The 14,253-nt window shown below is 71.8% G+C and carries 13 protein-coding genes; 8 read left to right on the forward strand and 5 right to left on the reverse strand.

Features of this window, described 5'->3' with window-relative positions; all coding sequences use genetic code 11:
• Positions 1-265 precede the first annotated feature (265 nt).
• From trpD to AC0HI0_RS44125, 3 genes are read right to left on the reverse strand one after another with little or no spacing between them, the layout of a single operon-like run.
• On the reverse strand, positions 266-1,321 hold the full coding sequence (trpD, locus tag AC0HI0_RS44115) for an anthranilate phosphoribosyltransferase (RefSeq protein ID WP_480929407.1): 1,056 nt from the start codon (positions 1,319-1,321) through the stop codon (positions 266-268).
• A gap of 5 nt (positions 1,322-1,326) precedes the next feature.
• Positions 1,327-1,737 (reverse strand): hypothetical protein, encoded by a 411-nt coding sequence (locus AC0HI0_RS44120; RefSeq protein ID WP_480929408.1) that lies wholly within the window; start codon positions 1,735-1,737, stop codon positions 1,327-1,329.
• Positions 1,738-1,792: 55 nt separating this feature from the next.
• Complete coding sequence (locus tag AC0HI0_RS44125; protein ID WP_480929409.1) at positions 1,793-2,191, reverse strand: hypothetical protein; 399 nt, start codon at positions 2,189-2,191, stop codon at positions 1,793-1,795.
• Between the two features lie 83 nt (positions 2,192-2,274).
• On the opposite strand from AC0HI0_RS44125, the gene ctaE reads away from it, so the two are divergent.
• Genes ctaE through qcrB form a run of 4 tightly spaced genes read left to right on the forward strand, consistent with a single transcriptional unit; the run spans position 2,275 to position 6,528 of the window.
• Complete coding sequence (gene ctaE, locus AC0HI0_RS44130) at positions 2,275-2,883, forward strand: aa3-type cytochrome oxidase subunit III (RefSeq protein ID WP_480929410.1); 609 nt, start codon at positions 2,275-2,277, stop codon at positions 2,881-2,883.
• Positions 2,884-2,930: 47 nt separating this feature from the next.
• Positions 2,931-3,740 (forward strand): cytochrome bc1 complex diheme cytochrome c subunit, encoded by an 810-nt coding sequence (qcrC, locus tag AC0HI0_RS44135; protein WP_480929411.1) that lies wholly within the window; start codon positions 2,931-2,933, stop codon positions 3,738-3,740.
• On the forward strand, positions 3,737-4,861 hold the full coding sequence (qcrA, locus tag AC0HI0_RS44140; RefSeq protein ID WP_480929412.1) for a cytochrome bc1 complex Rieske iron-sulfur subunit: 1,125 nt from the start codon (positions 3,737-3,739) through the stop codon (positions 4,859-4,861). The genes qcrC and qcrA overlap by 4 nt, the downstream gene beginning before the upstream one ends.
• Positions 4,858-6,528 (forward strand): cytochrome bc1 complex cytochrome b subunit, encoded by a 1,671-nt coding sequence (gene qcrB, locus AC0HI0_RS44145; protein ID WP_480929413.1) that lies wholly within the window; start codon positions 4,858-4,860, stop codon positions 6,526-6,528. The genes qcrA and qcrB overlap by 4 nt, the downstream gene beginning before the upstream one ends.
• Positions 6,529-6,664: 136 nt before the next feature.
• Here the strand turns inward: qcrB and AC0HI0_RS44150 are convergent, their stop codons facing one another.
• Positions 6,665-6,949, reverse strand: coding sequence for an Lrp/AsnC family transcriptional regulator (locus tag AC0HI0_RS44150; protein ID WP_480929414.1), 285 nt, complete (start codon positions 6,947-6,949; stop codon positions 6,665-6,667).
• Positions 6,950-6,984: 35 nt separating this feature from the next.
• Positions 6,985-8,700 carry a DEDD exonuclease domain-containing protein gene (locus AC0HI0_RS44155; protein WP_480929415.1) on the reverse strand — a complete coding sequence of 572 codons (1,716 nt, stop codon included), beginning with the start codon at positions 8,698-8,700 and terminating at the stop codon, positions 6,985-6,987.
• A 371-nt stretch (positions 8,701-9,071) separates the two neighbouring features.
• On the opposite strand from AC0HI0_RS44155, the gene AC0HI0_RS44160 reads away from it, so the two are divergent.
• From AC0HI0_RS44160 to AC0HI0_RS44175, 4 genes are all read left to right on the forward strand, one after another.
• A complete protein-coding gene (locus tag AC0HI0_RS44160; RefSeq protein ID WP_480934526.1) occupies positions 9,072-10,388 on the forward strand; it encodes an NYN domain-containing protein in 1,317 nt (438 codons plus the stop codon).
• 304 nt (positions 10,389-10,692) lie between these two features.
• Complete coding sequence (locus AC0HI0_RS44165; protein ID WP_480929416.1) at positions 10,693-11,724, forward strand: C40 family peptidase; 1,032 nt, start codon at positions 10,693-10,695, stop codon at positions 11,722-11,724.
• Positions 11,725-11,789: 65 nt separating this feature from the next.
• Positions 11,790-13,067, forward strand: coding sequence for a basic secretory protein-like protein (locus AC0HI0_RS44170; RefSeq protein WP_480929417.1), 1,278 nt, complete (start codon positions 11,790-11,792; stop codon positions 13,065-13,067).
• A 5-nt stretch (positions 13,068-13,072) separates the two neighbouring features.
• The gene (locus AC0HI0_RS44175; RefSeq protein ID WP_480929418.1) at positions 13,073-14,203 is read left to right on the forward strand and encodes a glycosyltransferase family 4 protein; all 1,131 of its coding nucleotides are present in this window, start codon (positions 13,073-13,075) and stop codon (positions 14,201-14,203) included.
• The last annotated feature ends 50 nt before the right edge of the window (positions 14,204-14,253 follow it).

Here is a 14,253-nt window from a genome sequence, read left to right on the forward strand (position 1 = left end):
GCGTCGTGTCATCCCCGTATGGCCCGGTCGGAGACAACCACCCTTGGCCAGGGTGTGCAAGCGAAGGGCGTGCTTGCACACCCTGGCCAAGCGCGGTTCGCTGGCGCGCGGGTCATACGGGGATGACACGACGCGGGGCTGGGTGTGTGCGGGGCTGGGTGTGTGTGGGGCTGGGTGAGTGTGGGGCTGGGTGAGTGTGGGGCTGGGTGAGTGTGGTGCGTGGGGGGTGCGTGTTTGGGGCTGTGTTTGGCCGTGTTTGTGCTGGTCAGGACTCTGCTAGTTCGGCTTTCAGCTCGGTCGAGCGGGCGGCCCACTTGCGGAGCAGGTCGGCGGCTCGGCCTGAGTCGACCGCCTCGCCCGCCCTGCCCAGGGCTGCTGCCACGTCGGCGTGCAGGTCGGTGCTCAGGCCCGTGTGCGCGGCGATGGCGCCTGCCGCGTTCAGCAGGACCGCGTCGCGCACGGCTCCGGGTTTGCCGCTTACCAGGTCGCGTACGACCTCGGCGTTGAACGCCGCGTCGCCGCCTCGCAGGTCGTCGGGGAGGGCCGGGGGGACGCCCAGGACGGCGGGGTCGATCCGGTCTTCCCGGACCTCGCCGTCCTGGGTCACCCAGACGGTGGTGGTGGTCGTCGTGGTGATCTCGTCCAGGCCGTCGTCACCGCGCACGACCAGGGCCGTGTTGCCCCGGCGGGCGAAGACGCCCGCGATCAGGGGGGCGGCGGCGGCTCGGGCGCAGCCGATCAGGCCGACCTTGGGCAGGGCCGGGTTGGTGAGCGGCCCCAGGAGGTTGAACGACGTGGGGATGCCCAGCTCGCGGCGCGGGGCCAGGGTGTAGCGGAACGCCGGGTGGAAGACCGGGGCGAAGCAGAAGCCGATGCCCAGTTCCGCCACCGTCGTCTGGACGCCCACCGGGGGCAGGTCGATCGCCACGCCCAGGGCTTCCAGGACGTCGGCCGTGCCGCACTTGGAGCTGGCGGCGCGGTTGCCGTGCTTCACGATCGGGACGCCGGCCGCCGCCGTGACGATGGCGGCCATGGTGGAGATGTTCACCGAGTGCGAGTTGTCGCCGCCGGTGCCGACGATGTCCGCCGCCCGTCCGTCGACGGTGAACCGGCGCGCGTGCTTGAGCATCGCGTTCGCCAGGCCGTCGACCTCCTCCGGCGTCTCGCCCTTGGCCCGCAGCGCGACGGCGAAGCCGCCCACCTGGGCGGTGGTGGCGGCGCCGGACATGATCTGGTCCATCGCCCACGACGTGTCCTCTTCGGACAGGTCCACGCGGTCGATGAGCTGGTTGAGCAGTAACGGCCAGGTGCGCTCCGTCATCGGGCTCACCCCCGCACTGCGGGTGCGGACGTCGAGCGCAGCACCTCGGCCACGGTCTCGGCGGCGGCCAGCGGGTCGAGCGGGTGCACGAGCACCGCGTCCGCCTGCGACCACGTCGCCAGCCACCGGTCGTCCTTGCGCCGGACGGCCACCACGATCGGGGGACAGTCGGTGATCTCGTTCTTCAGCTGGCGGGACAGGCCCATGCCGCCGGTGGGCTGCGCCTCGCCGTCGAGGATGGCCAGGTCGACGTTGCCGTGGTCCATCTCGTAGAGGACGTCGGCGATCGTGCCCAGCTCCACGTACTCCACCCGGCCCAGGTCGGGGGCCGGCCTGCGGCCCACCGCAGTGATGATCGTCTCACGCACCTCGGGGCGGTGGCTGAACACCAGGATCCTGGTCGTCTGCGTGCTCATCTGCGTGATCCTCCGGCGGGTCGGGTGCCAGGTTGTGTGATGTTATCGGGCTCGCCTATGCGGACCCTTGCGGGACCTGGAGAGCGTCCCAACCGATCCAGTCGCCGCCCAGCCGCTGGGCCAGGCTCGCCATCCTGGAGCGCTCCTGAGCGCAGGAGATCGCGGTCAGCAGTTGGACCCGCAGGGCGTGGCTGACCTCGCCGCGGGTGAGCGTCCAGCCATCCTGCTCAAGCAGCTCCCGCGCGCGTTCTACCTGGTCAGGTGGCAGCGTGAGGTGGTGCCGCAGGACGGCCGGGCGCTCCTGCCGTAGGCTTGTTGATCTTGCGAGGACGGCCGAGTCGGCCTCGGCGAAGTCGAACGCCTCGGCGACCACGACCAGGCCCGGGGTGTCGATCTCCAGGTCCGGTTCGTCCCTTCGCCCCCAGCGGTCACGCAACCGGCGCAACAACCCCATGACGACCTCACCGCCTGTGTGACCCGGATGACCGGTCGGACAGCTCCGGACCCGATGGGCGGAGCGAAAACCTGCAAGCAATAATGCGTCGTGTGACAACGGCAGCGCCCTCCATCGGCCAGCGCGTGCACTCGCTGAACCGCCCGAACATGGTCAGCGTCGGCACGATCGTCTGGCTGTCCAGTGAGCTGATGTTCTTCGCCGGGCTCTTCGCCATGTTCTTCACGGTGAAGGCCCAGAACGAAGGGCACTGGCCCCCGGCACCGACGCATCTGAACGTGCCCTACGCACTGTTCTTCACGATCATCCTCGTGGCCTCGTCGTTCACGTGCCAGTGGGGCGTGTTCGCCGCGGAGCGAGGTGATGTCTTCGGTCTGCGTCGCTGGTACCTCGTGACGCTGATCATGGGCGCGATCTTCGTCGGTGGCCAGGCGGGCGAGTACATGACCCTCGTCGAAGAGGGCACCACCATCCACGACTCGGCGTACGGCACCGTCTTCTTCCTCACGACCGGCTTCCACGGTCTGCACGTGATCGGTGGTCTGATCGCGTTCGGCTACCTGCTGGTCCGCACGAAGCTGAGCAAGTTCACCCCGGCTCAGGCGACCTCGGCCATCGTCGTGTCGTACTACTGGCACTTCGTGGACGTCGTCTGGATCGGCTTGTTCGCCATCATCTACATCGTGCCCTGACGACCAGCTCGAACCCCGAACTCACACCAGCAAGGGTTGCCGCACACATGACCACCAACACCACACGGGCCCGGAAGCGCAGCACCAAGTTGCGCAGGCGGATCTCGGGCCTCCTCGCGCTGGGCTTCGCGCTGCTGTCCGCGGGCTTCCTGTTCAGCGCGCTCGCGCCGCAGCCGCAGACCGCGCAGGCGCAGGACGACCCGGCCCAGGTGCGGCTGGGCGAGCAGCTCTACAACAACACCTGCATCTCCTGCCACGGCAAGAACCTCGACGGCGTCCAGGACCGGGGTCCGAGCCTGATCGGCGTGGGCGAGGCGGCCGTCTACTTCCAGGTCTCCTCCGGCCGGATGCCGATGGCCCGCCAGGAGGCCCAGGCCCAGCGCAAGCCCGCGGTGTTCACCGCGGCGGAGATCGACGCGCTCGGCGCGTTCATCCAGTCCCGCGGCGCCGGTCCGCAGACCCCCGAGGAGCGCGGCGAGGCGCTGCGCGGCGAGGACCCGGCCCGGGGTGGCGAACTCTTCCGGCTCAACTGCGCGGCGTGCCACAACTTCACCGGTCGCGGCGGGGCGCTGTCGTCCGGCAAGTTCGCACCCGAGCTGGACGGCGTGACCGAGGAGCAGCTCTACACGGCGATGCTCACCGGTCCGCAGAACATGCCGAAGTTCTCCGACCGGCAGCTCACGCCGGAGGAGAAGAAGGACATCATCGCGTACATCAAGTCGGTGACCGACGGGAACAACAACCCCGGCGGCGCCCCCCTCGGCGGCCTCGGGCCGGTATCGGAGGGTCTGATCGCGTTCATCGTGGGTATCGCCGCCCTGATCGGCGTGACCCTCTGGATCGGAGCCAAGGCATGAGCGGCGAGAAGCCGAACAACGTGCCCGACGAGGCCGAACTCGCCGGGATGAGCCGGGACGAGCTGGTCAAGCTCGGTACCGGGCTGGACGGCGTTGAGCTGGTCCACTACGAGGAGCGGTGGCCGGTCAAGGGCACCCGCGCGGAGCGGCGCGCGGAACGCGCCGTCGCGCTGTGGTTCCTCATCGCGGCGCTCTCGGGTGTGGCGTTCCTCGCGGCGTTCCTGTTCTGGCCGTGGAAGTACGAGGACTCGGACTCCTCGATGCACTTCGTCTACAGCCTGTACACGCCGATCATCGGCGCGACGCTGGGTCTGTCCATCCTGGCGCTGGGCGTGGGCGCGCTGCTCTACACCAAGAAGTTCATCCCGGAGGAGCTGGCCGTCCAGCAGCGCCACGACGGCGGCTCGCCGGAGGTCGACAAGGCGACCGTGCTGGCGGAGCTGGCCGACGCCGGCGAGCGCTCGACCCTGGGCCGCCGGTCGCTCATCAAGCGGACCGCGGGCCTGGGCGCGGGCGTGTTCGGCCTCGGTGTGCTGGCCGTGCCGCTCGGCGGCCTGATCAAGAACCCGTGGGCGGACAGCGAGTCGAAGGACTCGCTCTGGCACACCGGTTGGAAGCCCGAGAACGGCGAGAAGATCTACCTGCGCCGCAGCACCGGCCGGATGCACGAGATCGCGCTGGTGCGCCCGGAGGACCTGGACGCCGGCGGTTTCGAAACGGTGTTCCCGTTCCGCGAGTCGGAGCGCGGCAACGAAGAAGCCCTGGTCGCGGCCATGAAGCGGGCCGACAACCCGGTCATGCTGATCCGGCTGCGCCCCGGCCAGCAGGTCGTCAAGCGCGACGGCCAGGAGGACTTCAACTACGGCGACCTGTACGCCTACTCGAAGATCTGCACCCACCTGGGCTGCCCGACCTCGCTGTACGAGCAGCAGACCGGTCTGCTGCTGTGCCCGTGCCACCAGTCGCAGTTCGACGTCTTCCACTACGGCAAGCCCCGGTTCGGTCCGGCGACCCGCGCCCTTCCCCAGCTTCCGATCACGGTGGACGAAGAGGGATACTTGATTGCCCGCAGCGACTTCATCGAGGCTGTGGGTCCGGCGTTCTGGGAGCGTAAGTCATGAGCGGCATCACGACGCCGACCAAGCGGCAGAACGCCGCCGCCAGGGTGGCGGGCGGGGCCGCGAAGTGGGCTGACGACCGGTTCCACATGGCCGGTGGCATCCGCAAGCAGATCAACAAGGTCTTCCCGACCCACTGGTCGTTCCTGCTCGGCGAGATCGCGCTCTACAGCTTCATCGTCCTGCTGCTGTCGGGCACGTACCTGGCGCTGTTCTTCGACCCCTCCATGGCGGAGGTCGTCTACCACGGCAGCGGCCCGAACATGAACAACATGGAGATGTCGCGGGCGTTCGAGTCGACGCTCCAGATCTCCTTCGACGTGCGCGGCGGCCTGTTCGTGCGCCAGGTCCACCACTGGGCCGCGCTGCTGTTCATGGCCGCGATCGTGATCCACATGTTCCGGATCTTCTTCACCGGCGCGTTCCGCCGGCCCCGGGAGATCAACTGGGTCATCGGCATCGTGCTGTTCATGCTGGGCGCGATCGAGGGCTTCCTCGGCTACTCGCTGCCCGACGACCTGCTCTCCGGCACCGGCCTGCGGGTGATGGCGGCGCTGCTGATCTCGTTCCCGGTGGTCGGCACCTGGATCAACTGGCTGGCCTTCGGCGGCGAGTTCCCCGGCACGGAGATCATCCCGCGCCTGTACACGCTGCACATCCTGGTCATCCCGGCCATCATCCTGGCGCTCATCGCGGTCCACCTGGGTCTGGTCTGGTACCAGAAGCACACCCAGTTCCCCGGCGTCGGCCGCAAGGAGACCAACGTCGTCGGCGTGCGCATCATGCCGGTGTTCGCGGCCAAGGGCGGCGGCTTCTTCGCGGTCGTCGTCGCGGTCACCGCGATCATGGGCGGCGTCTTCCAGATCAACCCGATCTGGAACATCGGCCCGTACAACCCGTCCCAGGTCTCGGCGGGCTCGCAGCCCGACTGGTACATGGGGTGGACCGACGGCCTGGTCCGGGTGTGGCCCGCGTGGGAGATGTACCTCGGCGACTACACGATCCCGGCGCCGTTCTGGCCGTTCCTGCTGGGTCTGCCGCTGCTGACCGGCATCGCGGCGGTCTACCCGTGGATCGAGCGCAAGATGACCAAGGACTACGCGCACCACAACCTGCTCCAGCGCCCGCGTGACGTGCCGGTCCGCACGTCGCTCGGCGTGATGGCCATCTCGTACTTCATGGTGCTGCTGGTCATGGGCGCCAACGACATCTTCGCGTACAAGTTCGACATCTCGTTGAACGCGACGACGTGGATGGGCCGCATCGGCATGCTGGTGATCCCGCCGGTGGCGTACTTCCTCACCTACCGGATCTGCATCGGCCTCCAGCGCGCCGACCGCGAGGTGCTGGAGCACGGCGTGGAGACGGGCATCATCAAGCGCCTGCCGCACGGCGAGTTCATCGAACTCCACCAGCCGCTGGGCCCGGTGGACGACCACGGCCACCCGCTGCCCCTGGCCTACCAGGGCGCCCCGGTGCCGAAGAAGATGAACAAGCTCGGCTCGGCCGGCCACCCGGTGCCCGGCAGCTTCCTGACGCCGGACGCCCCGGAGGAGACCGCGGCCCTGGCGCGGGCGCGCCACGACGCCGGCCACCCGAAGGCGGCCCTGACCGGCGAGAACAAGCCGTCCGACGAGCTGGCGGGCAAGCCCTCCCAGCCGGAGGACTGAGCGCCTCGGGAGTTGTGGAAAGGCCCCCGTACCCGGAAGGGTGCGGGGGCCTTTTCGTGCGCCGGGAGCTTTTCGTGCGCCGGCCGGTGGTTCGCGGGGCCGGTGGTCGCGGGGCGGTGACGCCCCGGGACCGGGGTCAGCCCTCGTCGAGGCCGACGGAGAAGGCGGCTTCGGTGTCGCGCTTGGAGTACGAGCGGAACGAGATGTGGGTGTCGGTGTTCAGCACGCCGGGCACCTTGGAGATGTGGCCGGGCACCAGCTCGGCCAGGTCTTCGTGCCGGGCCACCTTCACCAGGGCGATCAGGTCCACATCGCCCGCGCACGAGTAGACCTCGGTGACGCCTTCGATGTCGGCGATCGCCTGCGCCGCGTCCGGGATGGTATCGGCGGCGGCCTGGATCAACACGATCGCGGTGATCACAGCGTCCTCCTCGTCAAGGTCGGGGTGCCCACATGCTAGTGGCCCGTGATCCGGTACTGGTCCCGGCCGGCCTCGGCGCGCTCCACCCACGCCCGCCACGCCCCGGCCGACGCCGAGGGCGAGGTCCAGGGCCGGTCGCAGTGCACCAGCCGGGTGCCCGGCCGGTCGAGCCAGCGCAGGATCACCGCGGTCTCCTCGGGCGGCGCGCCGCGCAGCGGGCCGTCGTCGGGGACGACCGTCTCGGCGGCGGCGACCAGGGCGGCGACGACGGGCATCGGGGGCACGCCCCGGCGGGCCACGCCGGCGGACGCCAGCCGGCCGTGCCGCACGACGGCGAACTCCCAGCCGCGCTCGCCGTCGGGGCGGGCGGCGACGAGTTCGGGCAGGACCGCGAGGCCCGCCAGCCGCTGGCCCCGGTCCAGCGCCCGGACCAGGCCGGACAGCCGGTCGCGGTGGGCGGCGGCGTCCTCGAAGCGGTGCGCGGCGGAGAGTTCTTCGAGGTGGGCGGCCATGCCCCGGAACGGGGTGGTGTCGCGGCCGTCGACCAGGTCGCGCAGCGCGGTCACGGCGGGGGAGTACTCCTCGACGGACTGCCGGCCCGCGCAGGGGGCTTTGCAGCGGCCCAGTTCGAACAGGGCGCACGGCGTGCCGGTGGGTTTGCGGGCGGAGATCCGTTGCGCGCACGCCCGCACCGGCACGGCGTCCTGGAGGGCGTCCTGGGCGGCTTCGGCGAGCCTGCGGGAGCGGAACGGGCCGATGGCCCCCGCGCGCGGCGTGCGGACCAGGGAGAGGCGCGGGAAGGGCTCGTCGGTGAGGGTGAGCCACCACCAGCCGCCCTGGTTCTTGGAGCGGCGGTTGTAGGCGGGTTTGTGCGCGGTGAGCAGGCGCAGTTCGCGGACCTCGGCCTCCAGGGCGTGCGCGCACTCGACCGCGTCCACCCGCACGGCCAGCGCGACCATCTCGCGCAGCCGTTGCCGCCCCTCCGAGGCGGTGAAGTACTGGCGGACCCGCCTGCGGAGGTCCGAAGCCGTGCCGACGTACAGGACCTCCTCGGACGGGCCCCGGAACAGGTACACGCCCGGCGTCGACGGCAGGTGCGCGGCCAGTTCGCGCTTGCGCCGCTGCGCGGGCGTCACCTCGGGGAGGTAGGCCAGCAGCTCCTCCAGCGAGTGCACGCCGACCGACCCGACCCGCTCCAGCAGGTGGTGCAGCACCTCGACGGTGGCCTGCGCGTCGACCAGGGCCCGGTGGTTGGGCGTGGTGCCGATCCGGAAGAGCTGGGCCAGCGCGGACAGCCGGCAGCTGGGGGCCTCGTCGCGGGTCAGCACGCGGCGGGCGAGCTTCACCGTGCACACGACGCCGGGCTTGGGCCAGTGGTAGCCGTGGCGCTCGCAGGCGGCCTTGATGAAGCCGACGTCGAACCCGGAGTTGTGCGCGACCAGCACGGACCCGGCGGCGAACTCCAGGAACGCGGGCAGCACGGTGGCCAGCCGGGGCGCGCCGGTCACCATGAGCTGGGTGATCCCGGTCAGCGCCACGATCTGCGGCGGGATGCCGCGCTCGGGGTCGACCAGGGTGGAGAACGTGCCGAGCACCCGGCCGCCCCGCACCTTGACCGCGCCGATCTCGGTGATCGTGTCGGCGTTGGCGCTGCCGCCGGTCGTCTCCAGGTCGAACACGACGAACGTGGTGTCGCGCAACGGTGTGCCCAACTCGTCGAAGGAGAGCTGGGCGGGCAGGGCGGTACTCATCGCCCCGGACCGTAGCCGGCCGGTACGACATTCCCCACCCACCTCCGCCCCAGCCTCCCCACTCACCCCTCCCGCCGTCCGCTCCTCCGGACCCCTCTCGTCGTCCGCTCCTTCGGTCCCCCTTGTTGGTCCGCCGTTCCGATCCCGTTCCCCCAGCTCCCAGCCACCACGCGAGGCCGCGTCGGTGGTTCGCGCCCCATTTCCCGCCGATCACGCTTTTCGATCGGCGGGAAATCGGTCGCGAGCCGCCGACTTCCAGGCGGCCGAGCCGCCGCGACTCCGTCGCGGCCATCCAATGCAGTCGCGGCCATCCAACACTGCCGTAGCCTGTACGGGTGCAAGACCCGATAGCGCCTGACGACGGCGGGCTCGTGACCGGAGAGCCGGACGCGCCCGTCGAGTCCACTGTGGACTGGGGGGCGTTGCCGGAGCCACTGCGCGCCCGGTTGGCCGAGTTGAGCGCGGACGCGCTCGGCGATCTGGCCAAGGTGGACGTGCCGCAGTCGTTGCGGGCCGTCGCGCGGTTCGCGCCGACCAAGCGGGCCCGGTTGGGCGGTGGTCCGCTGATCGCGGGGCTGCGCGGGTCGGCCAACTTCCGGGCGGCCGTGGTCGAGTGGCTCCAGCGCAACCGGCCGGCCGCGCTGGAGGTGACCTCGCCGGACCCGGTGGCCGCCGGCGCGGCGGCGATCCTGCAGGGGGAGGAGGTCGCGGCGCACTTCGTCGAGCTGGTGTCCCGGCGGGGGAGCGAGGCGGCGCTGCGGGTCGAGCGCGATGCCGCGGTGTCGAGGTCGGACCGGCTGGAGCAGGAGCTGGAACGGCTCAAGGCCGAGCGCGCCGAGTCGACGACGGTCACCGACAAGATCCGGGAAGAGGCCGAGGTCGAGTTGGAGCGGCTGCGCAAGCGCCTGCGGGAGCAGGGGGTGCGGCTGCGGGAGGCCAAGGACCGGGCGGAGGCGGCGCTGCTGGCGGCCGAGCGGACCCGGGCCGACGCGGACGCGGAGGTCCGGCGGATCACCGCCGAGCGGGACCGGGAGCGCGAGCGGGCGGAGAACGAGCGGGGCAAGGCGCAGCGCGCGGAGGCCGACGCGGAGGTGGCGCGGCAGTCCGCGAAGGAGGCCCGGCAGGCCGACGAGGTGCGGTTGGCGCTGCTGGTGGACACGTTGGACGGCGCGGTCAACGGGCTGCGCCGGGAACTCGCGCTGGGTGGTGCGGGGCCGAGGCCGGCCGACCTGGTGCGGGGTGCGAGCGCCGCGCAGTCCGCGGTGGGGCGGGTCGAGGACCCGGCGGCGTTGGACCGGCTGCTCGCGCTGCCCGCCGTTCACCTGATCGTGGACGGCTACAACGTCACCAAGACGGGTTACCCGGAGCTGTCGCTGTCCGACCAGCGCGACCGGTTGGTGCACCAGCTCGCGGTGCTCGCCGCGCGGACCGGCGCGGAGGTGACGCTGGTGTTCGACGGCGCGGGGGTGGTGGCGGTGCCGACCAGCGCGCCGCGCGGTGTTCGCGTGCTGTTCAGCGACCCTGGGGTGTTGGCGGACGACGTGATCCGGGCGTTGGTCACCGCCGAGCCGGAGGGCCGTCCGGTGGTCGTGGTGACCTCCGATCGGGCGGTCGCGGACTCCGTCCGACGGCGGGGTGCGCACCCGGTGCCGTCCGCCGTGCTGCTCGCCAGGCTGGGACGGGTGTGACACACGTCGTGTTTTTCACACCACGGTTGGTCACACTTCGAGGTCACGGGTCGGCCGTTCGGGGATCGTTGTCAACCTGAAAGGTTTTCGGGGCCCTGCGGGTGGACGCCGGGCCTCACCTTTCGTAACCTAGCCGAGATCTCGCGGCGGGCAGCCGTCCATCCTGGACGGCGACGCGGGTTCACCGCCGAATCGGCCTGTCGGGGAGCCGAACCGGAGCTTGCGAAAGCCGGATCAGTCGGGCAGGTGCGGACACGCGCGCCCGACCGGTCGGCGGTTCATACGTTAGGAGTGACACGCGACTGTGGCGTCGCAACGACTCAAGCGCGGTGTGCGCGGGGCGATCGCGGCCACGGCGGTGGCCGCCGCGGCGGTGGGCGTCATGCCCGTTCCCGCCGGGGCTCAGCCGAACACGGCTTCGGACGCGCTGAAGAAGTACAACGAGCTGGCCGAGCAGGCCACCAAGCTCAACGAGGAACTCCTCCGGGCCGAGGAGCAGCGCGACAACAACCAGAAGCTGCTCGACCAGGCCAACGCGGACCTGGCCCAGGCGTCCCAGGCGGGCGACCAGGCCAAGAACGACGAAGAGACCTTCCGCGTCCAGGTCGACAAGCTGACCGAGGCGTCGTTCGAGGGCGCGCGGTTCAACCAGCTGTCCGCACTGCTGGTCAGCGACTCGCAGCAGGACTTCCTCAACCGGATGTCGGCGCTGGGCGTGCTCGCCGCGGACAACGGCGAGGCGCTGGACAAGCTGTCCAACGCGGTCAACGCGGCCGTGTCGGCCAAGACCGCGGCGTCCGACGCGCAGGGTCGCGCGCAGAAGGCGACCGACGAGTCGGCCAAGATCGCCGACGACATCAAGAAGCGCCAGGAAGACCTCAGCGGCCAGATCGACGAGGTCAAGACGCAGCTCAACCGGCTCAGCACCACCGACCGCAAGCAGCTGGCCGACCCCGGCGACACCTCCAACATCGCGGTGCCGGCCGGCACCGCGGGCGCGGCACTGGCGTTCGCGCTGGCGCAGCGCGGCGACATGTACCAGTACGGCGCGACCGGTCCGGACCTGTGGGACTGCTCCGGTCTCACGTCCAAGGCGTACGCCGCGGCCGGCGTGACCATCCCGCGCACCAGCAACGGCCAGGCCGGTGCCGGGCGCGCGGTGTCGCGCGGCGAAGTGCGCGCGGGCGACCTGATCATCTACAACGGCGGCAACCACGTCGGCATGGCGGTGGACAACGGCAGCGTCGTGCACGCGTCCACGGACGGCGTGCCGGTGAAGATCGTGTCGCTGGAGTCCCCGGGCTCCATCTACGCGATGCGCCGCATCGAGGGCTGATCCGCCAGCACGTCCGGCAGGGCCGTCCCGCACCGGGGCGGCCCTGCCGACTACTTTGGCGAAGCGTGAACCGCTTCCGGGTCCTGCTGGCCGCCGTCGTGGCCGCCACGTTCCTGTGCGGGCTGGCCCTGGCCGTGCCGCCGGGCGCCCCGCCGGTGTCCGGCGCGTCGGCGACCGACCCCGACCCGCGCGGGCACGCCGTGCGCGACCTGCTGGACCGGCGGGCCCGCGCGCTGCTGGACCGCGACGAGGCGGCGTTCACCGCGGACCTCGACCCGGCCGCCGACCCGGACTTCCGGCAGCGGCAGCGCGACCTGTTCCGCAACCTCGCGGCGGTGCCGCTGGGCGACTGGGCGTACCGGCTGGAGGGCGAGACGGACCTCGCCGCCGTGCGGCTGCCCGCCGCCGACGAGTCGTGGGCCCCGGACGTGCGGCTGTCCTACCGGCTGCGCGGCGTGGACGCGGTGCCCAGCACGCAGGGCATGGCCTACCTGTTCACCCGGCGCGGCGACCGCTGGTACCTCAACTCGGACACCGCGCTGGAGCCGCTGGGCAAGCGCACCTGGCGCGGGCCGTGGGACTTCGGGCCGTGCCACGTGCTGACCGGCCCGGGCGGGTTCGTGCTCAGCCACCCCGGCGGCGAGCCGCTGGCCGCGCGGGTGCTGGCCGAACTGGACACCGCGGTGGGCACGGTGACCGAGGTGTGGGGCCAGGCGTGGGCGCGCCAGGTGGCGGTGCTGATCCCGGCCGACGCGCGCGAACTCCAGGCCCTGGTCGGGCCGGGGTTCGCGGACGGCTCGATCGCGGGCGTCGCGGTGGCCGACCGGGTGGACTCCGCGACCCGCACCGCGCAGGGCCAGCGGGTGGTGCTCAACCCGGCCGGCGCGGCCGTGCTGTCGCCGCTGGCGTTGCGGGTGCTGCTGCGGCACGAGATCACGCACATCGCGGCGCGCGGCGAGACCGTGGACGGCGCGCCGATGTGGCTGCTGGAGGGGTTCGCGGACTACGTGGGCTACCGGGGCAGCGACCTGCCGCCGCGCAAGGCCGCGCCCGCGCTGGCGGCGCAGGCGCGGGTCGCGCTGCCGGACGCGTTGCCGTCCGACGCGCGGTTCCGGGGCGAGGGCATGGAGTTGGCCTACCAGGAGTCGTGGTCGTTCAACCTGTACTTGGCGCAGCGGCTCGGCGAGCCGGGACTGGTGCGGACTTACCGCCGGATGGCCGGCGCGGGGCGGTTGGACGACGAGCGGACGGCGTCCCTGGTGCGCGAGACGACCGGCCTGGACCTGGCCGAGTTGGTGCGGGGTTGGCGGGAATTCCTCCGGTCCTCCTTCGGCGTACCGTGAGGCCGGTGCGTCGGACACTGCTGGTGACCAATGACTTCCCACCCCGGCCCGGTGGGATCCAGGCGTACCTGCACGCACTCGCGGTCCGGCTGCCCGACCTGGTGGTCTACGCGCCGTCGTGGGAGTCGCCGTCCGGTTCGCACCCCGAGTTCGACGCCGTCCAGCCGTTCGAGGTGATCCGGCACCCCGGCACGCTGATGCTGCCCACACCGGATGTGCGGCGGCGTGCGGCGGAGATCGTCCGCTCGCACCGCTGCGAGGCCGTGTGGTTCGGCGCGGCGGCACCGCTGGCGCTGCTCACGCCGTGGCTGCGCGACGCGGGCGCGCACCGCGTGGTGGCGTGCACGCACGGGCACGAGGTGGGTTGGTCGATGCTGCCGGGGGCGCGGCAGTCGTTGCGCGCCATCGGTTCCGCGGTGGACGTGGTGACGTTCGTCAGCCGCTACACGCGGTCCCGGTTCGCCGCCGCGTTCGGTCCGCTGGCGGCGCTGGAGCACCTTCCGTCCGGAGTGGACACCGCGGTGTTCGCGCCCGACCCGGCGGCGCGCTCGGAGATCCGCGACCGCTACCGCCTGGGTGACCGGCCGGTGGTGGTGTGCGTGTCGCGGCTGGTGCCGCGCAAGGGGCAGGACGTGCTCGTGCGGGCGTTGCCGGAGATCCGCCGGAAGGTGCCCGACGCGGCGCTGCTGTTGGTGGGCGGCGGGCCTTACGCGGACGGGCTGGCGCGGTTGGCGTCGTCGGTGGGCGTCGCGGAGCACGTGGTGCTGACCGGGTCCGTGCCGTGGTCGGAGCTGCCGGCGCACTACAACGCGGGCGACGTGTTCGCGATGCCGTGCCGCACGCGCGGGCGCGGGCTGGACGTGGAGGGGCTGGGGATCGTCTACCTGGAGGCTTCGGCGACCGGGCTGCCCGTCGTGGCGGGGCGTTCCGGCGGCGCGCCGGAGACCGTGCGCGACGGCGTGACCGGCACGGTGGTGGACGGCCGCGCGGTGGCCGAGGTGGCGGCCGAGGTCGGGCGGCTGCTGGAAGACCGCGACCTGGCGGCGAAGATGGGCTTGGCGGGCCGCGAGTGGGTGTCCCGCGAGTGGCGCTGGGACGACCTGGCGGCCCGTCTGGCGTGCCTGATCGACGGCTGAGCGCCGCGTCCTCCTGGATGATTCCAAGGAGTAGGCACCTGGAGACCGCA

Source organism: Saccharothrix sp. NBAS 001, assembly GCF_056640475.1.

Bases quoted from the DNA above. Each gene is read 5' to 3' on its own strand.
- trpD (WP_480929407.1), bottom strand. From the start codon at position 1,321: ATGACGGAGCGCACCTGGCCGTTACTGCTCAACCAGCTCATCGACCGC.
- AC0HI0_RS44120 (WP_480929408.1), bottom strand. From the start codon at position 1,737: ATGAGCACGCAGACGACCAGGATCCTGGTGTTCAGCCACCGCCCCGAG.
- AC0HI0_RS44125 (WP_480929409.1), bottom strand. From the start codon at position 2,191: ATGGGGTTGTTGCGCCGGTTGCGTGACCGCTGGGGGCGAAGGGACGAA.
- ctaE (WP_480929410.1), top strand. From the start codon at position 2,275: ATGCGTCGTGTGACAACGGCAGCGCCCTCCATCGGCCAGCGCGTGCAC.
- qcrC (WP_480929411.1), top strand. From the start codon at position 2,931: ATGACCACCAACACCACACGGGCCCGGAAGCGCAGCACCAAGTTGCGC.
- qcrA (WP_480929412.1), top strand. From the start codon at position 3,737: ATGAGCGGCGAGAAGCCGAACAACGTGCCCGACGAGGCCGAACTCGCC.
- qcrB (WP_480929413.1), top strand. From the start codon at position 4,858: ATGAGCGGCATCACGACGCCGACCAAGCGGCAGAACGCCGCCGCCAGG.
- AC0HI0_RS44155 (WP_480929415.1), bottom strand. From the start codon at position 8,700: ATGAGTACCGCCCTGCCCGCCCAGCTCTCCTTCGACGAGTTGGGCACA.